Origin of the sequence: Billgrantia bachuensis, assembly GCF_011742165.1 — a bacterium.
GTDB lineage: Bacteria > Pseudomonadota > Gammaproteobacteria > Pseudomonadales > Halomonadaceae > Halomonas > Halomonas bachuensis.
On the sequence record NZ_JAAQTO010000043.1, the window covers coordinates 1 to 21,092 of the forward strand.

The 21,092-nt window shown below is 64.6% G+C and carries 18 protein-coding genes and 1 pseudogene; 17 read left to right on the top strand and 2 right to left on the bottom strand.

Annotation, left to right across the window (positions count from 1 at the left end):
• The 4 genes and pseudogenes from HBJ55_RS15170 to HBJ55_RS15185 form a co-directional block, all read left to right on the top strand.
• Positions 1–1,646: pseudogene (locus HBJ55_RS15170) on the top strand (FtsX-like permease family protein); the annotation flags it as partial.
• A gap of 156 nt (positions 1,647–1,802) precedes the next feature.
• Positions 1,803–3,218 carry an aq_1923 C-terminal domain gene (locus HBJ55_RS15175; protein WP_167116653.1) on the top strand — a complete coding sequence of 472 codons (1,416 nt, stop codon included), beginning with the start codon at positions 1,803–1,805 and terminating at the stop codon, positions 3,216–3,218.
• A gap of 114 nt (positions 3,219–3,332) precedes the next feature.
• Complete coding sequence (gene glyA, locus HBJ55_RS15180) at positions 3,333–4,598, top strand: serine hydroxymethyltransferase (protein WP_167116656.1); 1,266 nt, start codon at positions 3,333–3,335, stop codon at positions 4,596–4,598.
• 213 nt (positions 4,599–4,811) lie between these two features.
• Positions 4,812–5,678 carry an MBL fold metallo-hydrolase gene (locus HBJ55_RS15185; RefSeq protein ID WP_167116659.1) on the top strand — a complete coding sequence of 289 codons (867 nt, stop codon included), beginning with the start codon at positions 4,812–4,814 and terminating at the stop codon, positions 5,676–5,678.
• Between the two features lie 37 nt (positions 5,679–5,715).
• On the opposite strand, the gene dsbG is transcribed toward HBJ55_RS15185, so the two are convergent.
• Positions 5,716–6,471, bottom strand: coding sequence for a thiol:disulfide interchange protein DsbG (gene dsbG / locus HBJ55_RS15190; RefSeq protein ID WP_167116662.1), 756 nt, complete (start codon positions 6,469–6,471; stop codon positions 5,716–5,718).
• Between the two features lie 201 nt (positions 6,472–6,672).
• Between dsbG and HBJ55_RS15195 the strand changes: the two genes are divergently transcribed.
• The 10 genes from HBJ55_RS15195 to lon all read left to right on the top strand — a co-directional run bounded on the left by HBJ55_RS15195 (position 6,673) and on the right by lon (position 16,770).
• On the top strand, positions 6,673–7,143 hold the full coding sequence (locus tag HBJ55_RS15195) for a copper chaperone PCu(A)C (RefSeq protein WP_167116665.1): 471 nt from the start codon (positions 6,673–6,675) through the stop codon (positions 7,141–7,143).
• A gap of 147 nt (positions 7,144–7,290) precedes the next feature.
• A complete protein-coding gene (gene nrdR / locus HBJ55_RS15200; RefSeq protein WP_167116950.1) occupies positions 7,291–7,773 on the top strand; it encodes a transcriptional regulator NrdR in 483 nt (160 codons plus the stop codon).
• 16 nt (positions 7,774–7,789) lie between these two features.
• Positions 7,790–8,926 (top strand): bifunctional diaminohydroxyphosphoribosylaminopyrimidine deaminase/5-amino-6-(5-phosphoribosylamino)uracil reductase RibD, encoded by a 1,137-nt coding sequence (gene ribD, locus HBJ55_RS15205; protein ID WP_167116668.1) that lies wholly within the window; start codon positions 7,790–7,792, stop codon positions 8,924–8,926.
• A 287-nt stretch (positions 8,927–9,213) separates the two neighbouring features.
• Positions 9,214–10,368, top strand: a complete 1,155-nt coding sequence (gene ribBA / locus HBJ55_RS15210) for a bifunctional 3,4-dihydroxy-2-butanone-4-phosphate synthase/GTP cyclohydrolase II (protein ID WP_167116670.1) — start codon at positions 9,214–9,216, stop codon at positions 10,366–10,368.
• A 108-nt stretch (positions 10,369–10,476) separates the two neighbouring features.
• On the top strand, positions 10,477–10,980 hold the full coding sequence (gene ribH / locus HBJ55_RS15215) for a 6,7-dimethyl-8-ribityllumazine synthase (protein WP_167116673.1): 504 nt from the start codon (positions 10,477–10,479) through the stop codon (positions 10,978–10,980).
• Positions 10,977–11,483 (top strand): transcription antitermination factor NusB, encoded by a 507-nt coding sequence (gene nusB / locus HBJ55_RS15220; RefSeq protein WP_167116676.1) that lies wholly within the window; start codon positions 10,977–10,979, stop codon positions 11,481–11,483. Before ribH ends, nusB begins: the two co-directional genes overlap by 4 nt.
• Before the next feature lie 11 nt (positions 11,484–11,494).
• On the top strand, positions 11,495–12,448 hold the full coding sequence (gene thiL, locus HBJ55_RS15225) for a thiamine-phosphate kinase (RefSeq protein ID WP_167116679.1): 954 nt from the start codon (positions 11,495–11,497) through the stop codon (positions 12,446–12,448).
• A complete protein-coding gene (locus HBJ55_RS15230; protein WP_167116682.1) occupies positions 12,445–12,918 on the top strand; it encodes a phosphatidylglycerophosphatase A family protein in 474 nt (157 codons plus the stop codon). Before thiL ends, HBJ55_RS15230 begins: the two co-directional genes overlap by 4 nt.
• 57 nt (positions 12,919–12,975) lie before the next feature.
• Positions 12,976–14,214 (top strand): DUF945 family protein, encoded by a 1,239-nt coding sequence (locus HBJ55_RS15235; RefSeq protein ID WP_167116685.1) that lies wholly within the window; start codon positions 12,976–12,978, stop codon positions 14,212–14,214.
• Positions 14,215–14,334: 120 nt separating this feature from the next.
• Positions 14,335–16,770 carry an endopeptidase La gene (gene lon, locus HBJ55_RS15240; protein ID WP_167116688.1) on the top strand — a complete coding sequence of 812 codons (2,436 nt, stop codon included), beginning with the start codon at positions 14,335–14,337 and terminating at the stop codon, positions 16,768–16,770.
• 23 nt (positions 16,771–16,793) lie between these two features.
• Here lon and HBJ55_RS15245 read toward each other — a convergent pair whose 3' ends face one another.
• On the bottom strand, positions 16,794–17,522 hold the full coding sequence (locus HBJ55_RS15245) for an SDR family NAD(P)-dependent oxidoreductase (protein ID WP_167116691.1): 729 nt from the start codon (positions 17,520–17,522) through the stop codon (positions 16,794–16,796).
• A gap of 148 nt (positions 17,523–17,670) precedes the next feature.
• Between HBJ55_RS15245 and HBJ55_RS15250 the strand changes: the two genes are divergently transcribed.
• Genes HBJ55_RS15250 through HBJ55_RS15260 form a run of 3 tightly spaced genes read left to right on the top strand, consistent with a single transcriptional unit; the run spans position 17,671 to position 21,079 of the window.
• Positions 17,671–18,648 (top strand): TAXI family TRAP transporter solute-binding subunit, encoded by a 978-nt coding sequence (locus HBJ55_RS15250; protein WP_167116693.1) that lies wholly within the window; start codon positions 17,671–17,673, stop codon positions 18,646–18,648.
• A gap of 54 nt (positions 18,649–18,702) precedes the next feature.
• Positions 18,703–20,511, top strand: a complete 1,809-nt coding sequence (locus tag HBJ55_RS15255) for a TRAP transporter permease (RefSeq protein ID WP_167116696.1) — start codon at positions 18,703–18,705, stop codon at positions 20,509–20,511.
• A 22-nt stretch (positions 20,512–20,533) separates the two neighbouring features.
• Positions 20,534–21,079, top strand: a complete 546-nt coding sequence (locus tag HBJ55_RS15260) for an amino acid ABC transporter substrate-binding protein (protein ID WP_167116699.1) — start codon at positions 20,534–20,536, stop codon at positions 21,077–21,079.
• Positions 21,080–21,092: the final 13 nt, after the last annotated feature.

Genomic DNA, 21,092 nt, shown 5'->3' on the forward strand with positions numbered 1-21,092 from the left:
ACGCTCTGGAGCGCGCCGAGAAGTACTTGAGTCTGGCCGGGCTTGCTGCCGTGCTGCTGACCCTGTTGACGACCTTCCTGCCGCTCAGCCTGCCGCCGCCGGGCTGGTTGCCGCTGTGGCTCGGCGTGTTGACGGCGCTGGCAGTGCTGGTCGGCTTCGCCGGCCCGACTTTGCTGCGTCTCAAGCGGGTCAGCGCGCTCAAGGTGCTACGTCGCGAACTCGACCCGCTGCCCGCCTCGGCCTGGCTGGTGGTGCTGATGGCCAGCCTGGTCTTCGGCGGCCTGCTGTGGCTCTATTCCGGTGACTTCGCGCTGGCGGCGTCGCTGCTGGTCGGCGGGCTGGTCATGCTGGTGGTGCTGTGGGGACTGGGGGCGCTGCTGCTCGGCCTGGTACTGCGGCTTGCCGCTCGTCTGCCCCAGGGCGGCAGCGACAGGGGCGAGCTGTCCCAGGCCGTACGCCTGGGCGGACGCCAGCTGGCCCGGCGCCGTAGCGCCAGTTTGGGGCAGTTACTCGCCTTTGCGGTGACCTTCTTCGCCATGGCCATGATCGCCCTGGTGCGCGGGGATCTGCTCGCGACCTGGCAGGAACAGTTGCCCGAGGACACGCCCAATTACTTCGCCATCAATATTCAACCCGGCGAGCGCGATGCCTTTGTCGAAGCCCTCGAGGCCAATGCCGACGACCGTACGGCGCTCTATCCCATGGTGCGCGGGCGTCTTACTTCCATCAACGGCGAGCCGGCTCGCGAGGCCGTGCCGACCGCGTCTCGCGGCGACGGCTCGTTGCGTCGCGAGCTCAACCTCACTTGGCAGGCCGAGTTGCCGGAGGGTAACCGAATAGTGGCCGGCCAGTGGTTCGACGAGTTGCAGGATGGCGATGGGCAGCTCGGCTGGCTCGGTGCCGTGGATACCGAGCCCCAGGACGCCGCGGTGCCGATCTCACTGGAGGACGGCCTGGCCGAACGCCTGGGGCTGGCACTCGGCGACCGGGTGGCCTTTACCATCGGCAGCGAGGAGATCGTCGGAGAGGTGGCCAGTCTGCGCAACCTGGACTGGGACAGCTTCCGGCCCAATTTCTTCGTCATTTTCCCGCCCGGGGTGCTGGAGCGCTTCGGCCACAGCTTCATCACCGCCTTTCACCTCGATGCCAGTGAGGGCGAGACGCTGCGCTACCTGGTGCGGAATTTCCCCGCCGTCTCACTGCTCAATATCGAAGCGATCCTGGCGCAGGTTCGCGACGTGGTCACCCAAGTCACCCGGGCAGTGGAGCTGGTGCTGGCCTTCGTGCTGCTGGCCGGGGTGAGCGTGCTCTACGCGGCGCTGACCGCGAGCCGTCCTGCGCGGGCGCACGAGAGCGGCCTGTTGCGGGTTTTCGGCGCCGGCGGGAGTCTCATCTCGCGCGTCCAGGGAGCCGAGTTCGCCATCCTGGGGTTGGCCAGCGGGCTGATGGGCGCGCTGCTGGCCGAGCTGGCCACTGCCGGTATCTACGTCGCCTGGCTCGACCTGACGCCGCGGTTGCACCCTTGGCTGTGGCTGGTGCTGCCGCTCGGTGGTGCGCTGCTGATCGGCGCGATCGGTCATGCCCTGTCCCGTGGCCTGCGCAAGCAGGCGCCGGCGGCGAGCCTGGGTCTGCTGGGAGAGGCTTGAATCGACCCCCACGGCGCTGGCCACTGCGTTGAAGCGACATTGGTCAGCGCCGACGCGTGAACCACAGCGCCAGCGCAATAACGGTTACACTGTGTAATCGTGGCGCGGGCTGATCGCCACTGTCCTACCCGGAGTCATTCACAGGAGGTGATGTCGATGCACTCACTTCGTCACCAGGCGACTCGCCTGGGCCAGATGCTGACCTTCGCTACGCTCATGGCCGCCTGCGGTGTCGCAGCCGCGGATGCCGAGCGACTCGAGGCCGACCTGCGCGCGCTGTTCGGCGAAGGCGGCACTCTCTCGCTGGGCGAGGTCTCGAGTGCCATGCTGCGCTCGCGGACCACGGCCGAAGATATCGTCTTCGAAGCCGAGGAGGGCGAGCGCCTGCTGATCGAGCGCTACATCGTCAGCGGCGACTACGATGCTCCCGACGAGGTGACGTTGGAGGGCATTCGCATCGAGGACAGCCTCACCGAACTGACTCTGATGAGCGTCGATCGGCTGGTGCTGGGCGAGCCGTCGCGGGCGGTCTTCCCGCTGCACGCCGAGCTGGCTCCCGAAGAGGTGAGTGTAGCTAGCCTGGCCGTCGACGGCATCGTTCTGGAACTGGCCTCGGAACTTGCCGAGGAGCTCTTCTTCGATACGCCCCTGCAGAAGGGGCAGGGGCGCATGACCATCGAACGGGTGCGCGGCGAATCGCTGACCCATGACGCCATCGGCATGCTCGAGCTCACGGGTATAGACGGAGTGGCCGAAGAGCTGGACGAGATCGGCTCGGGCTCCTTCTCCCTGGCCTCGCTGCGCCTCGAGGGTTTGACCGGCATCGATACCGAAGGCGAGGAGAAACTGGCCTCGCTGCTGCTGAGCGACCTGGCCGTGGAATCCCGTGAGCTGGTAGGCAGCCTGGCGCTGCTTGATATCGATGGCGATTTCGACGACGGCAAGGGTGGCATGCGCCTCGAGCGGCTGCATGTCGACCTGGCGCGAATGATCGAGCTCGCCCCCGAGGAGGAGCGCACCCAACTGCGTATGGCCAGCAACGTGCTGACTGACGGTAGCGGCGAGTTGCGGCTGGATGCCGCCTTCCTCGGCAGCTGGCAGGAGAAGGGCGAGCACAGCGTGCTGGTCAGCGACAGCCAGATCGACGTCCAAGATGCCCTGCGCCTGCTGCTCGACATCAACCTGCCGGTGCAACTGCCGTCAGGAGTGACACCGGCCGATGCCTTTGCCGACACCGAGTGGCTGGAAAGGGCTACCTTGCTGGGCGGCGATATGCGCCTGAGCCTGTCCGACCAGGGTCTCTTTGCCCGCCTTGCCACACTTGGCGCGGCCATGGAGGGTATTACCGAGGCGCAATACATCGAGCAGGCACGCACCCAGGCTCAGGGCCTCGGCATGATGTTCGGCCCCGAAGCGCAGGCGGTCCTGCTGGGGCTGGTGGAGCTGCTGGAGGGTTCTGCCGAGGAACTCGAGGTGCGGGCGAACCTGCCTGCGGAGAGTACCGTGGCCAGTTACAAGGCCGATCCGCTGGGGTTGCCCGAGAAGCTCAATATCAAGGTCGAGACCCGCTAAACCCGGCATGAGTATTTCTGCAAGTGCCCATGACGGCCTTTCATGTGAAAGCCGTCATGGGCTGGGGTATCATGGCGCATCCCGATTCTTCCCGTGATGCGAGGTTTCCCGCCGATGTTCCGCCGTGACATGACGATTGCCGGTTTCGATGACGCCCTGTTCGATGCGATGCAAAAAGAGGTCGCTCGCCAGGAGGCGCACATCGAGCTGATTGCCTCCGAGAACTATGCCAGCCCCCGGGTGCTCGAAGCCCAGGGCAGCCAGTTGACCAACAAGTACGCGGAAGGCTACCCCGGCAAGCGGTACTACGGCGGCTGCGAATACGTCGACATCGTCGAGCAGCTGGCCATCGACTACGCCAAGGAGCTGTTCGGTGCCAGCTACGCCAACGTCCAGCCGCACTCCGGCTCCCAGGCCAACGGCGCCGTGTTCCAGGCGCTGGTCAAGCCGGGTGATACCGTGCTGGGCATGAGCCTCGACGCGGGTGGCCACCTGACCCACGGCGCCAAGCCGAACTTCTCCGGCAAGCACTACAATGCCGTGCAGTACGGCATCGACGATACGGGGCGCATCGACTACGAGGAAGTGGCACGGCTTGCCCGCGAGCACCAGCCGAAGATGATCATCGCCGGCTTCTCTGCCTACTCTCAGATCATCGACTGGGCCAGGTTCCGCGAGATCGCCGATGAGATCGGTGCCTATCTGCTTGTCGACATGGCGCACATTGCCGGCCTGGTGGCCGCCGGGATCTATCCGACCCCGCTGCCCCATGCCCATGTGGTGACCACTACCACTCACAAGACTCTGCGCGGCCCGCGCGGTGGCCTGATTCTTTCGGCCGAAGGCGACGCCGAGATCGAGAAGAAGCTGCAGTCCGCCGTCTTCCCGGGTGGCCAGGGTGGCCCGCTCGAGCACGTCATCGCCGCCAAGGCAGTGTGCTTCAAGGAGGCCATGGAGCCCGAGTTCAAGGCCTACCAGCAGCAGGTGGTCACCAACGCCCAGACCATGGCCGGCGTGTTCATCGAGCGCGGCTATGACGTGGTCTCCGGCGGTACCGAGGACCACCTGTTCCTGCTCTCGCTGATCAAGCAGGGCCTGACCGGCAAGGATGCGGACGCCGCCCTGGGCCGCGCTCACATCACCGTCAACAAGAACGCCGTGCCCGGCGACCCCCAGAGCCCGTTCGTCACCTCCGGCCTGCGCATCGGTACCCCGGCGGTTACCACACGTGGCTTCGGCGAGAACGAGTGTCGCGAGCTGGCCGGTTGGATCTGCGACATCCTCGATACCATGGCCAAGGGCGAGGACAGCGCCGGTGTCGAAGCCGAGGTGAAGGGCAAGGTGGAGAGCGTCTGCGCCAGCTTCCCGGTCTATCGCTGAACTCGTGAGCTGAAAAAAGCTCTTCTGCGCCCCGCGCCGTTCATGACGGCGCGGGGCGTTGCGTTCTCCACTGGCTATTTGATAGACGCAACAAGTCGTCACGTGCTGGATTTCTCGGCATGAGCTAGCCTTGTCCTTGGAATTATTCCCATTAGTATATTCTTTAAGGTTATAAACAGGGGTGAATCCTAGACATCACGAGGTGAGCGACCCATGTCCAAGCCAATCGTGACCCACTTCTTCGATGAAGCGACCAATACCTTCAGCTATGTGGTACAGGATCCCGATAGCAGTGCCTGCGCCATCCTCGACTCGGTCCTCGATTTCGATTACGCCGCCGGCAGAACCGACATACGCTCCGCCGATGATATCGCCGCTTTCGTTCGCGACAATGGGCTCGAGGTGGCTTGGATCCTCGAGACTCACATCCACGCCGATCATTTATCGGCTGCGCCCTACCTGCATGAAACGTTAGGTGGCACGACCGGCATAGGCTCAGGAATCGTCGACATGCAGCAAATGTTCGGCAAGATCTTCAATGCCGGCAGCGAGTTCGCCCGTGATGGCAGCCAGTTCGACTGTCTGTTCGATGAGGGAGATACCTTCAGCATCGGCAAGCTGGCAGGGCGCGTGCTGCATACCCCTGGCCATACGCCGGCCTGTTTGACCTATGTGATCGGCGATGCCGCCTTCGTCGGCGACACCCTATTCATGCCCGACTATGGTACGGCCCGCTGTGACTTCCCCGGCGGGGATGCGCGCACCCTCTACCGTTCCATTCAAAAGGTTCTGGCCCTGCCGGACGAGACGCGGCTCTTCCTGTGCCATGACTACAAGGCGCCGGAGCGCGAGGAGTACCGGCACGAGACCAGTGTGGCCGATCAGCGCGCGCACAATGTGCACGTGCATGAAGGCATCAGTGAGGAGGCGTTCGTCAAGATGCGTACCGAGCGTGATGCCACCCTCGACATGCCAAAACTGATCCTGCCTTCGGTTCAGGTCAATATGCGCGCCGGTCACATGCCACCGGCCGAGGACAACGGTCAGGTCTATCTCAAGGTGCCGATCAACCGTTTCTGAGGTGGCGGTACATTGCAGGGCGCCCTAGTGGTGACATTCAGGGCCCCGTGCCGCCCATCATCTCCACCAGGCGCTCTTCGCTGGGCATGCCATCCACGCGCTCCAGGCGTCCGTCAAGCTGGTAAAGCGTGGTCGGCGTAGCGTACAGGCCGAGTTCCTCGAATAGCTGATTGTTCCGGTAGACCTGATCCTCGATGGCACGGGGCTGTGCTGAAGGGGCGACATCGTCACCGCCGCTATGGTTGTGTAGGGCTGCCTCCGGGTCGTCGGCGCCCAGCAGGGCGGCTGCCTTGGCGGGACTGTCCTGTTGCAGTATGCCCACCATGACATGGCGTAGCTGGACGTCGCCGGCCTCTACCCAGGGCCGGGCGGTTTCCCAAAACTGTCGGCAATAGGGGCAGTTGGGGTCGGTGAAGGTATAAAGCACGCGAGGAGCGTCAGCGCGGCCGTCGGCGATCCAGTGGCTCTGCTCCAACCGTTGCCAGAGCTTGTTCTCCTGAGGAATGCGCACCAGTTCATCCAACGAGGCCTCCGAGACGTCATTGCCTTCGGCATCGATCATGGTGCCGACCACGGCATGTTCGCCGTCGGCGGTCACGAACACGGTCATCTCACGACCTTGATGGGTGGCGGCGTAGCCGGTCAGGCCTCCTGGTGCCTGGAATTCACCATGAATCTCGAGCCCCTCCGCAATGAGGGAACGAACGGGCGCCGGCCAGTCTTCGGCTTGCAGCACCATGGCATAGGTGGAAATGGCCAGGGCGGCAGTCAATAGGGTGAGGCGGTAAACCATGTCCGTTTCCTTGAAAGTGGGGTGGCAAAGGTGAGTGACGAAGCGCCCTTGTTACGGACTCTCCTGCTCGAGGTGCGGTTAACGCTGCGGCGAGATATCTTGTTGCGTCGGGTTGACGCATCCCGGAAACCCCAATCGGCATAATATGCTATTCGCTGCATCTCCCTGATGAATGCATCACCATACTACATGGAGTTCCCTATGAAGCTGCCCCGTTCACTGCTGCTCGCTGCCGGTCTATCGCTGGTGTCGCTGTCGGCGCTTGCCGATCCGCTGGTTGTCGAAGGAGCCCAGGTACGCGCTGTGCCACCCGGTTCACAGGCCTCCGCTGCCTTCATGACGCTGCGCAACCCGGGAGAGCGGGATGTGGTCCTGGTGGCGGCGGAATCGCCGGTCGCGGAGGTGTCGGAGCTGCATAACCACGAGAACGTTGACGGCGTGATGCAAATGCGTCAGGTGCCGCAGGTCATCGTGCCGGCCGGGGGCAGCACAGAGCTGGCCCCTGGGGGACTGCACATGATGTTGATCGGGTTGACCGCGCCGCTGGTGGAGGGCGAGCCCGTCGAGATCGAACTCCAGTTCGAATCTGGCGAATCCCAGCGACTCGAGGCACCGGTCAAGCGAATCGTCGTGGAGGACGAAGGAAACCAGGGGCATGGGCACGACCACTGAAGCCGCCCTGGCGGCCGTCCGGGATGCATGGCACGCGCCTGTGCTGGGCGGCCAGCGAGGGAGCGGGTACACTATTGGGTCAACGAGTTCACGCTGATGACCATGCGCGGGCATCCGGTCGCCCCGCTTCACGTTCGGATCGATACCATGCATTGCCCCTTCTGTGGCGCCCATGACACCCGTGTGACCGACTCCCGCCTGGTGGCGGAGGGCGATCAGGTGCGCCGCCGCCGCCAGTGCACCGACTGCGGCGAGCGCTTCACCACATACGAGACCGCCGAGCTGGTAATGCCCAGGGTGGTGAAGTCCGATGGCTCGCGGGAGACCTTCGACGAGCACAAGCTGCGCGCCGGTATGCTGCGCGCGCTGGAGAAGCGCCCGGTGAGCGCCGAGGCCATCGAAGCGGCGGTGGAGCGGATTCGCCATCGCTTGCGGGCCACCGGCGAGCGCGAGATCCAGGCGCGCGATATCGGCGAGGCCGTGATGCAGGCGCTCAAGCGACTGGATCAAGTGGCCTACATTCGTTTCGCGTCGGTCTACCGGCGCTTTCAGGACATCGACGAGTTCCGCGCCGAGATCGACCGCCTCTCACAGGAACCCGGTTTCCCGCCCGGCACCGCCGACGACTAGTGCATGCAGGAGTAATATGGCCAAGCCGACCGATGCCGCCTGGATGGCCCGGGCGCTACAGCTCGCCCGTCGTGGCCTCTATACCACCCACCCCAATCCACGCGTCGGCTGCGTGCTGGTCAAGAACCAGCACATGATCGGCGAAGGCTGGCACGTGCGCGCTGGCGAGCCGCATGCCGAGGTCCATGCGTTGCGCATGGCCGGGGAAACCGTCCGTGGCGCCACTGCCTATGTGACCCTGGAGCCCTGTTCCCACCACGGGCGCACGGGCCCCTGCGCGGTGGCGCTGATCGAGGCCGGCGTCGATCGCGTCGTGGTGGCCATGCAGGACCCCAACCCCGATGTGTCCGGGCGTGGTATCGCCATGCTGCGTCAGGCCGGCATCGAGGTGGAGGTCGGGCTGCTGGAGGAGGAGGCGAGGTCACTCAACCTTGGTTTCATTTCGCGCATGACTCGCCTGCGCCCCTACCTGCGCTTGAAAATGGCCATGAGCCTGGATGGCCGCACCGCCATGCAGTCAGGGGAATCGCAGTGGATCACCGGGCCTCATGCCCGGGCCGAGGTGCAGCGGCTGCGGGCCAGCGCCAGTGCGGTCATGACCGGTGTCGATTCGATCATCTTCGACAATTCGAGGCTGACGATCAGGGCGGCGGAATTGGGCCTCGACGATGCCGAGGCCATCGCTTCGCGCCAGCCGCTTCGCGTCGTGGTCGATACCCAGTTGCGCCTGCCCCAGGCCGCGGCCTGCCTGCGCGAGCCGGGGCGCACCCTGGTGGCCACCGTGCCGGGCCACGATCCGCAGCGCCGCGCGCATCTCGAGGCAGCCGGCGCAGAAGTGCTTGTGCTGCCGGCTGGCGAGAACGGTCACGTCGACCTGCATGCGCTGCTGCGCTATCTGGCCGAGCAGGAGCTGGTCAACGAACTGCTGCTGGAAACCGGCGCTACGCTAGCCGGCGCCATGCTGGACGCCGGCCTGGTCGACGAGATGCAGCTGTTCGTGGCGCCGACCCTGCTCGGCGGCGAGGCACGCCCGCTGTTCGCCTTGCCGGGGCTGACGCGCATGGCCCAGCAGCGCCCGCTGGAGATTCTCGACATCCGCGCCATCGGCCGCGACTGGCGGATCACGGCGCGGCCGGAGCACAGGCAGGAGTGAGCCGTGGCTTCCCGGGCAATGTGCTCCGGGGCAGGCCGCTGGGGAGGTCTTTTTCCATGGATGAAAAAGTAGCGTCCAAGGAGGGATTCACAGCGCCTCCCCAGCGGCCTTTGTCCCGGAGCGGTCAGGATGTGGTGGTATGCGCCGCGCCAATGTACTCGCTACTGGCGCCCGAAGCCGCGCCAATGTACTCTGACGCCCATTCAACGTGGTGCGATATCGGCGGCAACGTTCTGTTGCGGTGCACTATCGCCCATGACGTCGTTCGAACATTCGGAGATTCCAGCGTGCAATCTTCCCCCGGGGGCCTGGCTCCCATCGAAGACCTGATCGAGGACATCCGTCAGGGCAAGATGGTGATCCTCATGGACGATGAGGATCGCGAGAACGAAGGCGATATCATTATGGCCGCCGAGAAGGTCGAGGCCGAGCATATCAATTTCATGGCGCGTCATGCGCGCGGCTTGATCTGCATGCCGATGACCCGCGAGCGCTGCGAGCGTCTCAAGCTGCCGCTGATGGTGAGCGACAACGGTTCCGGCTTCGGCACCAAGTTCACGCTTTCCATCGAGGCCGCGGAGGGCGTCACCACAGGGATCTCGGCCGCCGACCGGGCGCGCACCGTGCAGGTAGCTGCGGCGCGTAACGCACGCGCCGAGGACATCGTCCAGCCCGGGCATATCTTCCCATTGATGGCGGAGCCAGGCGGTGTGCTGCGCCGCGCCGGGCATACCGAAGCGGCCTGTGACCTGGCCGCTCTGGCCGGCTTCGATCCCAGCGGCGTTATCTGTGAAGTCATGAACGACGACGGCAGTATGGCCCGGCGCCCCGAGCTCGAGCGCTTCGCCGCCGAGCACGGCCTGAAGATGGGCACCATTGCCGACTTGATCCACTATCGCATCCATAACGAGCAGACGATCGAGCCGGTCGAGTCCACGCTGGTCGATACGGCCGTCGGCAAGCTGATGCTGCACGTCTTTCACGACCGTATTCAGAATGCCCACCACGTGGCACTGGTGAAGGGTGAGCCGAGCCCCGAGACCCTGACCACGGTGCGCGTGCATCTGGCCGATACCATGCGCGACCTGCTGGGCCTGCAGAAGAGTGAGAGCCACAACTGGACGACCCATAGTGCGCTGGAAGAGATCGCCCGGGTCGAGCACGGTGTGTTCGTGCTGCTCGACGATGGTCGTCCGCACCAGGACTTCCGCGACCAGTTGGAAGTGTTCCTGGAGCGCCGCCGCCTGCCGCGCACCAGCGATTCCGACGGCGCCGGCAACTACCTGACCATCGGTACCGGCTCGCAGATTCTGCGGCATCTCGGCGTTGGGCGCATGCGGCTGCTCAGTTCGCCGTGGAAGTTCTCGGCGCTGTCCGGCTTCGATCTCGAAGTGGTCGAGCTGATTGCGCCGGGTGAAGAGGGGGCGGCCGCCGAGGGCTGAGCCGACTCTCTTCCTATGTACCAGGGGGCCGGCACCAGCTGCCGGCCCGCTCGACTTCAGCAGAATTCATATCGTTTTCAGCAGGATCATTTTCTTCAGGAATCAGCGATGCATACCCTGTCTCAACTGGAAGGCAACTTCGTCGACGTCGATGGTCGCTACGTAATCGTGGTGGGGCGCTTCAATCACCATGTGGTCGATAGTTTGGTCGAGGGCGCCGTGGATAGCCTGGTGCGTCACGGCGTAGAGGCCGAGAATATCGATATCGTTCACGTGCCGGGTGCCTGGGAACTGCCGCTGGCGGTGAAGCGCGCCCTGCAAGTGGCACGTCCCGATGCGGTGATCGCGCTGGGCGCGGTGATCCGTGGCGGCACGCCGCACTTCGAGTACGTGGCAGGAGGCTGCAACGCGGCGCTCGGCAATCTTCAGCTCGAGTTCGACACGCCCATCGCCAACGGCGTGCTGACGGTCAACACGATCGAGCAGGCTATCGAACGCTCCGGTACCAAGGCCGGCAACAAGGGCGCCGAAGCGGCAATGGCCGCTATGGAAATGGTCTCCCTGCTGCGCGGTTTCGGTGACAGCGACAGTCAGAACGGAGAAACCTCATGAGTGCATCGCGCGCGCAACGCCCCCCTTCAGCGGGCCAGCAAGCGCGGCGTGCGGCCCGGGAACTAGCGGTACAAGGCCTCTACCAGTGGCACATGACCGGCAAGTCGGCCACCGCCATCGAGGCGGAGTTCCGTACTCAACTGCCCGACGACGATCTCGAGGATCATGAAAACTGGGCCAAGGTGATGCAGATCGCCGATCTGGCCCTGTTCCACGAACTGTTGCACAACGTGGTGCGCTATCGTGACGACCTGGATGCCTCCATCGCACCCCTGCTCGACCGTCGCCTGGTAGAGCTGGACCCCATCGAACTGGCCATCCTGCGTCTGGGTGCCTATGAACTCAGCCGTCGGCTGGAGGTGCCCTATCGCGTCGCGATCAACGAAGGCGTCGAACTGGCCAAATCGTTTGGCGCCACCGACGGGCACAAGTACGTCAACGGCATTCTCGACAAGCTGGCCGCCCGGTTGCGTAGCGCCGAGGTCAGGGCACGTCGCGGCTGAAGGTGCCACCGGTGGCCAGTGAATTCGAACTGATCGCCCGCTATTTCACTCCCGCTGCACCCGGCCCGGATGCCGGCGTGCCGCTTGGCGTGGGAGACGACTGTGCGTTGCTCGCCCCTCGTCCCGGGCGGCGATTGGCGGTCAGCGTCGATACCTCGGTAGCCAACGTGCATTTTCCTGCCGACGCGCCTGCCGAGGCGATCGGCTATCGGGCACTGGCGGTGAGCCTGAGCGACCTGGCGGCGATGGGGGCCGAGCCGCGCTGGTGCCTCATGGCGCTGGCTCTCGAGAAAGACGACGAGGCATGGCTGGCAGGTTTTGCGGGTGGTTTCCACGCGCTCTGCCAGAGCAGTGGCACGGCGCTGGTGGGGGGCGACGTGACGCGCGGGGAGCTCGCCGTCGGCGTCACGGTGATGGGTGAGGTGCCTGCCGGCGAGGAGCTGACTCGCCGCAGTGCGCGTGCCGGCGACGTGCTGGCGGTGACCGGTGCCCTCGGCGGCGGCGCGGGTGGCCTGGCACTCTGGCAGCGTGGCGAACGTGACCTCAGCCATCCCTTGCTGACGCGCTACCTCAAACCCACGCCCAGGCTGGCGGCTGGCCTGGCACTGCGCGATCTGGCACATGCCGCCATCGACATCTCAGATGGGTTGCTGGCCGACCTGGAGCACATCCTTGCCGCTTCGGGCGTAGGGGCGCGGCTCGAACCCGAGGCACTGCCGCTGGCAGCGGGTCTGAGTGAGGCGCTGGGCGAGTCGGCGGCCTACCGCGCCGCGCTGTGTGGTGGCGACGACTATGAACTGCTGGTGAGCTTGCCCGGCAGTGTCTTGAAAGAGGCCCAGCGACGCCTGGCGGGGCAGGGCCTGGCACTCACGCCGATCGGTACGGTGTGCGTTGAAGCCGGTGTGTCAGGGGTTGAGCTCGGCGGTGCCCATGGCTGGCAGCACTTCCGCGGAGGTAAGCCATGAATCGCTGCCCTCAGAGCGTCTGGCGGCGCCCCGTCCACTTCTTCGCCTTCGGCCTCGGGAGTGGCGGTGTGCCTTGGGCGCCGGGCACTTTCGGCACCCTGGCGGCAATTCCTTTCTATTGGTTGCTGTCCGAGCTGCCGCTGGGCTGGTACCTGTCACTGGTGACCGTCTCCTTTGTCGTGGGAATCTGGCTGTGCGACAAGACTTCACGCGATCTCGGCGTCCACGATCACTCCGGCATCGTATGGGATGAATTCGTCGGCTACTGGATCACCATGGCCGCCGTGCCCTTCTCCTGGGAAGCGGCGCTATGGGGGTTCGTGCTTTTCCGTATCTTCGACGTCTTCAAGCCCTGGCCGATCCGCTGGGCCGATCGACGCGTTGCGGGCGGGTTCGGCATCATGATCGATGACGTCCTCGCCGCCATTTATGCCTGGAGCACGATGCACCTCTGGCTCTGGTTGCACTAAATTAACCACTGCTATTGAACGGGCTGGCGCAAGGAAACGGACAGGGAGGCGAAAGCTATGCGCAAGGAACGGCTCATCGTCCCGCTGCTGGTCGTACTGCTGCTCGCCTGGCTGACCGGACAGGCGGTCTCCAGCTGGCTGTTCGAGCGCGAAATGGAGCGAACGCTCACTGACCTGGAAGCGCGCGGGGAGCTCGACATCGAGCGCGTGGACGTGGAACAGGGCTGGTGGTCCTCCACCGGGCGCATTCACCTGGCGCCGCTGTTCGGCCAGAGGTGGAAATTGGAGCTCACCTATCGAGCCCGTCATGGTGTACTCAGCACGCACCTCGACGGCGAGGCGATGCTGCACCGTGGCCCCGGCGGCAAGCAACCGTTCGGCGGCTCACTGGTATCTTCTCCCCCCCAGTGGGAGGCCAGTTACCACACCCTGAACGGTACTCTCGAGGGCAGGATTCGGCTTTCTCCCTTGCGTATCACCCAGCAGGAGCGTGAACTCATCTTCGAAGGCGGACGCTTGCGCTTCAGTGGCGAGCAGGGCAACTGGCGGCTGCGTGCGCAGCTCGACTCATGGACGCTCAGCGATGGTGTCGCCCGGCTGGAAATCGGTCCCGCCACTCTCAACAGCCAGTACGCCTATACCGAGGGTGCATACGCCTTCACCCAGGAAGACCGCCTGCAGATCGAGTCGCTCTCCTGGCATCAGCCTCAGCTCAAGCTCGATGCCCATGGCATACGGCTGGCGAATCGTATGGCTCTGGACGACGAGGAGCTTCGCATGCAGCTCGACCTCGATCTGGGCGAGATTCACACTGCCGAGCAGGTCTTGTTGGTCGGGCAGATGGAAGCCGAGTTGTCGCGCCTCAATGCCGATGCGATTCGCAGTACCATGTCGCGGCTGCGCGAGCTGGCCGCCGGCGGTCGGCACGGCAACGGGCGCGATGCGTTGCTGGCCGATCTCGAGCCCTTCCTGCTGGCGACACTGCAGGACTCGCCGCGCCTCGATCTGCAGCGCCTCGAACTGGACAGCCCGATGCTGGGGCTCACCGCTCGAGTCGATGGCTCGCTGTTCTTCGATGGGCGCCAGCTGGAGGCGCTCAGCCTGGTCGATCTTGAAGAGCCCGCAGTCAAGGAGCGCTGGCGGCAACGCCTCGATGGCGACTTCACCTGGCATGAGCTGCCCACCGTGGTTGCACTCTGGCTCGGCTTGCCATTGGATACCCGCACGCTGGAGATCGACATCGGGCGAGGCCAGGTCCGCGTCAACGGCCGCCCGCTGCCTCCCCTGTGGCGCTAGCCCGTCGCTGTGACACCTTTCAGCCACGAAGTGTTGCATCCGACTTGAAGTTGACCGCGGTCGCCCGCATTGCTCAGCTCAGTGTATATCTGGCTTTCATAGCTTCAGGACGAGGTGTTCATGAGCGAGCATGATCAGGACGAACAGAACTGGCAGCGGGCGAGGACGGATTCCGACGAGATGCTGGGGTCCGATGGTGAGGTGGACGAGGTCGCCAATGCCGTCATTCCGGCCAGCGACTACTTGCCCGAGCGCATCTATCTGCTGCCGATCCACAACCGCCCCTTCTTTCCCGCCCAGGTCCAGCCCCTGGTCATCAATCGTGAACGCTGGGAAGAGACCATGCGCCGGGTCGGCAACACGCCTCACCAGACGCTGGGCGTGGCCTTCGTCGGCGACAAGGCGGTGGATGAGCTCGGTCATGAACATTTTCCCGAGATCGGTACGGCGGTAAAGGTACACAAGTTGCACGGCGAGGAGGGGCAGCTGCAGTTCATCGCCCAAGGCCTGCGCCGCTTCCGTGTACAGCGCTGGCTGTCGAAAGAACCCCCTTTCCTGGTCGAGGTCAGCTACCCGCGTGAGCCGGTCAAGGCCGACGAGGACGAGACCCGGGCCTATGCCATGGCGATCATCAACGGCATCAAGGAGCTGCTGCCGATCAACCCGCTCTATGGCGAGGAGCTCAAGCACTATCTCAACCGCTTCAGCCCACACGAGCCGGGGCCGCTGACCGACTTTGCCGCGGCCATTACCTCGGCCAAGGGGCGCGAGCTGCAGGCCGTGCTCGAGACCCTGCCGGTACAGGCGCGCATGGAGAAAGTGTTGCCGCTGTTGCGCAAGGAGATCGACGTCGCCCAGTTGCAGACCGAGATCAGCGAGCAGGTCAACGCCCAGATGCAGGAACGCCAGCGCGAGTTTTTCCTGCGCGAGCAGCTCAAGGTGATCCAGCGCGAGCTGGGCATCTCCAAGGACGACCGCGAGAATGACGTCGATACCTTCCGCGATCGTCTCGAGGGCCTGACCGTGCCACCCAAGGTACTGACCCGCATCGAGGAGGAGCTCGACAAACTCTCGGTGCTGGAGACCGGTTCGCCGGAGTACGGCACCACCCGCAACTACCTCGACTGGCTCACCGCGATGCCATGGGGCGTGCGCAGCCAGGATCAGCTCGACCTGGCGCATGCCCGGACGGTGCTCGACCGCGACCACGACGGCCTCAAGGACGTCAAGGAGCGCATCATCGAGTTCCTCGCCGAAGGCACCTTCAAGGGCGACGTGGGAGGCTCGATCCTGCTGCTGGTCGGCCCACCCGGTGTGGGCAAGACCTCGGTCGGTCGCTCCATTGCCGAGGCGCTGGGGCGGGAATTCTACCGTTTTTCGGTGGGGGGCATGCGCGACGAGGCCGAGATCAAGGGTCATCGTCGAACCTACATCGGTGCCATGCCGGGCAAGCTGGTACAGGCGCTCAAGGAGGTCGAGGTCGAGAATCCGGTGATCATGCTCGACGAGATCGACAAGCTGGGCAAGTCGTTCCAGGGCGACCCGGCCTCGGCACTGCTCGAGGTGCTCGACCCCGAGCAGAACGTCGACTTCCTCGATCACTATCTCGACGTGCGCCTGGACCTCTCCAAGGTGCTGTTCGTGTGTACCGCCAACACCCTCGACTCGATCCCCGGGCCGCTGCTCGACCGCATGGAGCAGATCCGCCTGTCCGGCTATATCGCCGAGGAGAAGGTGGCAATTGCCAAGCATCATCTCTGGCCCAAGCTGCTCGAGCGCGACAATATCCCGAAGCGGCGTATCAACCTCACCGATGCGGCACTGCGCCAGGTGATCGAGGGCTACGCCCGCGAGGCCGGCGTACGTCAACTGGAGAAACAGCTGCACAGCATCGTGCGCAAGTCCGCCGTCAAGCTGCTCGAAGGCGATCAGGAGTCGGTGCGCATTTCGGTCAAGAACCTGGAGGAGTTCCTCGGGGCCCCGCTGTTCCGGCAGGAGCAGGTACTCAAGGGCGAGGGGGTGGTCACAGGCCTGGCCTGGACCTCGATGGGCGGCGCTACGCTGCCTATCGAGGCGGGCAAGGTGCACTCGCTGACCCGTGGCTTCAAGCTCACCGGCAAGCTCGGTGAGGTGATGCAGGAGTCGGCCAACATCGCCTACAGCTACACGCTCGGCCATCTCGCCGAGTACGGCGTCGACGCGGATTTCTTCGACTCCGCCTTCGTCCACCTGCACGTGCCGGAGGGTGCCACGCCCAAGGATGGCCCCTCGGCGGGCGTGACCATGACCACGGCGCTGCTGTCGCTGGGGAGGCACCAGGGCGTCGATCGGCCGCTGGCGATGACCGGCGAGCTGACGCTGACCGGCCAGGTACTTCCGGTGGGAGGCATTCGCGAGAAGATCATCGCCGCCCGGCGCAGCAGGATCTTCGAGGTGATCCTGCCGGAGGCCAACCGTCGCGACTACGACGAGCTGCCCGATTTCCTCAAGGAGGGCATGACGGTGCACTTCGCCAAGCGTTATCGCGACGTGGCGAAGGTGACGTTCGGCATTTGATGCCGGCGGTGTCGAGGGCGGTGCTACATGGCGACGTTGGCGCCGCCGTCTACCATTAGGGTGTCGCCCGTGATGAAGGTGTTCTCGGCGGAAGCGAGAAAAACCACCGCCCGAGCCACCTCATCGGCTTCGGCGACTCGACCCAGCGGCGTCGCTGCCTGCCAGCGGCGGCGCGATTGCGATTCGGCATCCTGCATGCCGGTGCTGACCGGCCCAGGCGCCACGGCATTGACCAGAATGCCATGGGGGGCGAGTTCCACCGCCAGCGCCCGGCCAAGCGCCAGCATGGCGCCCTTGCACATGGCATAGGCGGAGCGCTCGGCCGTGGTACGCAGGCCATGGGCCGATGAGACGATAACGAGATGACCGCCACCGGTGGCAATCATCAATCGTGCGGCGGCCTGCAACGCCAGATAGGTGCCGCTTACGTTGGTCGCCAATATCTCGTCGAGCGCCGTCGGTGAGACCTCGACAAAGCGCTCCCTTTGGATCACGCCGGCGGCGTTGATGCATACGTCGAGCCCGGCGCCATGCGCCTCGATGTGGGCGAAAGCCGTCGCGATGTCGTCGGGGCTGTGCAGGTCGCAAGCAATGAAGGCGCAGCTCTCTGGCCAACGGGCCACAAGGGTGGCGGCCCTGTCTTGTGCCGGCTCGCGATCCAGCAGGTAAACAAAATCCCCTCCTGCGAGCAGCAATTCGGCAATGCTGCTGCCGATTCCTCCCGCGCCGCCCAATATGGCTGCAATTCGCATGGTCATACCCTAGGTATTCTTCGTGCCAAAAAATCGGCATTATAGACGGATGCCTGACATTTCTTTATAACGAATTCACCATTCCGGCTAATCAAAACAATGTCATCGTGCCTAGATGCGATGCTGGACACCAATAACGGAGAGATACATGTCACACCGTAAGCCCGCTTTCCCTCGTGCCCTGCTGGTATCGGCGACCGCAGTAGTGTTGGGGGCAGGTGCACTCTTCGCCCAGGCTGAGACCCGGGTCACCTACAAGTCCGCCTCGGCGGGTACCGCCTATTACCAGATGGGGGTCGAGCTCTCCGAGGCCATTCGTCGGGGCACCGACGGTGAGGTCGTGCTGACCCTGGAAGAGAGCCAGGGCTCGGTGCAGAACGTCATGGAAGTGATGGCGCGTCAGGGCAACTATGTGTTCACCACGCCTCCCGGGCTGGTCGAGCAGGCCATGGCCGGCGAGGGGCCGTTCGCCGAGCGCCGGAGCCCCCGCTTCGAGGAGATTCGCGGCTTGTTCCCGATTCCTGCCATCACCATGCACTTCGTGGTGGCTGGCGACGAGGGCGTGATCGGCTTCGAGGATCTCGAGGGCAAGGAGATCCTGATCGGCCGCGGCACCTTCGGTGCTCGCGAGGCCGAACGCTATCTCGAGCTGTTCGACCTGCTGGACAAGGTGGAGGTGGCCGATGCCGAGATCGGCAGCGGTCCCGATGCGCTGAAGAACGGCCAGATCGATGCCTTCGTCACGGCAAGCTCGTTTCCCACGCCCAACGTGATCGAGACTGCCGCCAGCATGTCGATCAGTCTGGTCAGCCTCACCGACGAGCAGATCGAACAGGCCGGCGCAGCGCGCCAGACCATTCCCGCCGGCACTTATCCCGGCATCGACGAAGATGTGGAGACCACTTCTCTGCCCGTGATCGCTTACACCACCTCCGGCATGGATGAGGAGACAGCCTACACCCTGACCAAGACGTTCTGGGAGCGTCGCGAAGCCATGGCCGAGGAGTCTCCCTGGTGGGGCGGTATCACCCATGACATGATCGGCAACATCGCCGGTAGCTTGCATCCGGGTGCCTTGCGTTACTACGACGAAGCCGATATTGAGATTCCCGACGACTTGCGTTAACCCTGCCGGGCTGGCCTGACAAGCTCCTCGCCGGCCTCATTTCAAGGCTTCCTTATGCCATCGACGTTCTCTTCCCCGGCGGCCGGTTCGGCCGCCGGAGACGATCTATCGCGCGCCCATCCCGCCTGGGTACTGCTGGGTGCGGTCACGGTCGTCTTTCACCTTGGGCTGATCTTCTACGGGCTAGCCCCGGCACTGGTGAGCCGGCCGATTCATATGGCGCTGGCGCTGCCCTGGATCCTGATTCATGCGGCGCGAACACCCTTCGAGCGTGCCAGCGGTTGGCTGCTGACCCTGCTGGGCATCGCCGCCTGCGGTTACATCGCTTTCAACGAAGAGGCGCTGGCAGGCCAGTACGGTTTCATCGATACCCACTTCCAGATGCTCGTCGGTGCGTTCCTGATCATGCTGGCGCTGGAAACGGCGCGCCGTGCGATCGGTTGGCCGCTGCCGCTGGTGACACTGGCGGCACTTCTCTATGGGCTGCTCGGCGACCTCATACCCGGGCAGTTCGGCCACCCCGGGCTACCGATACGGAGTTTCGTGGGAACCCTGACCATCGCCGAAGGTGGCCTGTGGGGCAAGCTGACCGGAGTCAGCGTCGGTGTAGTGGCGATCTTCGTCATCTTTGGTGCGGTGCTCAACGCCGGCGAGGCGGGGCGCGGCTTCATGAACATGGCCAGCGCCGTCGCCGGTCGCCTGACCGGTGGTGCGGCCAAGGTGGCGGTGATCTCCTCGGCGCTGATGGGCTCGATCTCGGGTTCGGCTTCCGCCAACGTAGCCTCCACCGGTGCCATTACCATTCCCTCCATGGTGAGGCTGGGTTACCCGCGCGCCCTGGCCGGGGGCGTCGAGGCGGTGGCCTCCTCGGGTGGTCAGATCATGCCGCCGCTGATGGGAGCCGGGGCGTTCGTCATGGTCGAGCTCACCGGTACGCCCTACACCCAGATCATGGCCGCCGCCCTGCTGCCGGCGCTTCTCTATTTCGCCACCGTGTGGATGGGCATCAACGCTTATGCCACCCGCCACGACCTGCGTCCGATGGCGGCAAGCGACCAGCCCGACGGCAAGGAGGTCGCGATTACCTCGCTGTTCTTCGCCGTGCCCTTCGTGCTGCTGCTGGAGCGCATCTTCCTGGGCGGCTATACCCCGCAGTATGCCGCCAGCATTGCCATCTTCGCCGGCATGCTGCTGCTGTTCTTCGATGTGTCCCTCTCCTTCTCTCTGCGTGGCTTCGCCTCGCGCATGACCGAGGCAGTGGTCACCGCAGGGCGCCAAGTGGCGGTGATCGGTGCCATCATCATCTGCGCTTCGCTGGTCATCGGTGTGCTGTCGCTGACAGGGCTCGGCGTCAAGATCACCTCCGGTATCCTGTCGCTGTCGAACGAGATGCTGTGGCCGGCACTGCTGCTCACCGCACTCGCCTGCCTGGTGCTGGGCATGGAGGTACCGACCACCGCCGCCTATGTAATCTGTGTCTCGGTGGCAGGTCCTGCGCTCACTGCGCTGGGGCTGGAGCCGCTGCAGGCCCATTTGTTCGTGTTCTGGTTTGCGCTGCTCTCGACCATCACGCCACCGGTGTGTGGCGGCGTGTTCATCGCCGCCGGCATGGTGGGAGAGAGCTGGCTCAAGGTCGCGTTCAAGGCCATGGCGCTGGGTATCGGACTCTACATCATTCCATTGGCGATGGTTGCCAACCCGGACGTGATCCGTCTGGCCTACGATCCGCTATGGGCGGTCTTCGATGGGGTGAAGATTGCGCTGGGCCTTGCCGCGATCTCCTACGGGGTAATCGCACGCCGGGCAATCTGGCTGCGTCTGGTGCTGGTGGTGGTCGGGTCGCTGGTGATCTTCGCATTATGAGCTGAACGCCTGAGGAGATGAGATGATCGTTGCCACGCTTGGGCCCAAGGGGAGCAACCATATGCTGGTGCTGCGCCGCTATGTCGAGGCCCGCGGGCTTGCCGATGCGCAGGTGAAGCTATTCGATGATTTCCCGGCGGCCTTCGCGGCGCTGGTGGCGGGCGAGGTGGATCGGGTGCTGCAGTGCACGGCCCACTTCAGTCACGCCGACTGCGTGGGGCGCTATATGCATCGTGCTTTTCCGGTGGATGCCTTCGTCGCCGGCAGCCACCCGCTGGCGTTGCTCGCACGGCGCGAGGTCGCCGCGCCGCGGCAGGTGGCGCGTCAGCCGGCGACCCGCTACTACACCGATCTCTCCTCCTTTGCGGAAGAAATCGACGCGCCCACCACCGTGGCGGTGGCCGAGGGGCTATTGACGGGCTGCTTCGAGGCGGGCATTTGCGCCCGGCAGGCGCTGGATGATCACCCTGACAAGCTGCGCCTGCTCGAAGACCTGGGGCCGGCGCTGGATGTCTGGGTACTCTATGGTACCGAGCCGCTGGCCAACGATAGCCCGCTATTGGTCTAGCCGGCCCGGCTCG

Coding starts and splice junctions, on each gene's coding strand:
- HBJ55_RS15175 (WP_167116653.1), top strand. CDS start 1,803: ATGCACTCACTTCGTCACCAGGCGACTCGCCTGGGCCAGATGCTGACC.
- glyA (WP_167116656.1), top strand. CDS start 3,333: ATGTTCCGCCGTGACATGACGATTGCCGGTTTCGATGACGCCCTGTTC.
- HBJ55_RS15185 (WP_167116659.1), top strand. CDS start 4,812: ATGTCCAAGCCAATCGTGACCCACTTCTTCGATGAAGCGACCAATACC.
- dsbG (WP_167116662.1), bottom strand. CDS start 6,471: ATGGTTTACCGCCTCACCCTATTGACTGCCGCCCTGGCCATTTCCACC.
- HBJ55_RS15195 (WP_167116665.1), top strand. CDS start 6,673: ATGAAGCTGCCCCGTTCACTGCTGCTCGCTGCCGGTCTATCGCTGGTG.
- nrdR (WP_167116950.1), top strand. CDS start 7,291: ATGCATTGCCCCTTCTGTGGCGCCCATGACACCCGTGTGACCGACTCC.
- ribD (WP_167116668.1), top strand. CDS start 7,790: ATGGCCAAGCCGACCGATGCCGCCTGGATGGCCCGGGCGCTACAGCTC.
- ribH (WP_167116673.1), top strand. CDS start 10,477: ATGCATACCCTGTCTCAACTGGAAGGCAACTTCGTCGACGTCGATGGT.
- nusB (WP_167116676.1), top strand. CDS start 10,977: ATGAGTGCATCGCGCGCGCAACGCCCCCCTTCAGCGGGCCAGCAAGCG.
- HBJ55_RS15230 (WP_167116682.1), top strand. CDS start 12,445: ATGAATCGCTGCCCTCAGAGCGTCTGGCGGCGCCCCGTCCACTTCTTC.
- HBJ55_RS15235 (WP_167116685.1), top strand. CDS start 12,976: ATGCGCAAGGAACGGCTCATCGTCCCGCTGCTGGTCGTACTGCTGCTC.
- lon (WP_167116688.1), top strand. CDS start 14,335: ATGAGCGAGCATGATCAGGACGAACAGAACTGGCAGCGGGCGAGGACG.
- HBJ55_RS15245 (WP_167116691.1), bottom strand. CDS start 17,522: ATGCGAATTGCAGCCATATTGGGCGGCGCGGGAGGAATCGGCAGCAGC.
- HBJ55_RS15250 (WP_167116693.1), top strand. CDS start 17,671: ATGTCACACCGTAAGCCCGCTTTCCCTCGTGCCCTGCTGGTATCGGCG.
- HBJ55_RS15255 (WP_167116696.1), top strand. CDS start 18,703: ATGCCATCGACGTTCTCTTCCCCGGCGGCCGGTTCGGCCGCCGGAGAC.
- HBJ55_RS15260 (WP_167116699.1), top strand. CDS start 20,534: ATGATCGTTGCCACGCTTGGGCCCAAGGGGAGCAACCATATGCTGGTG.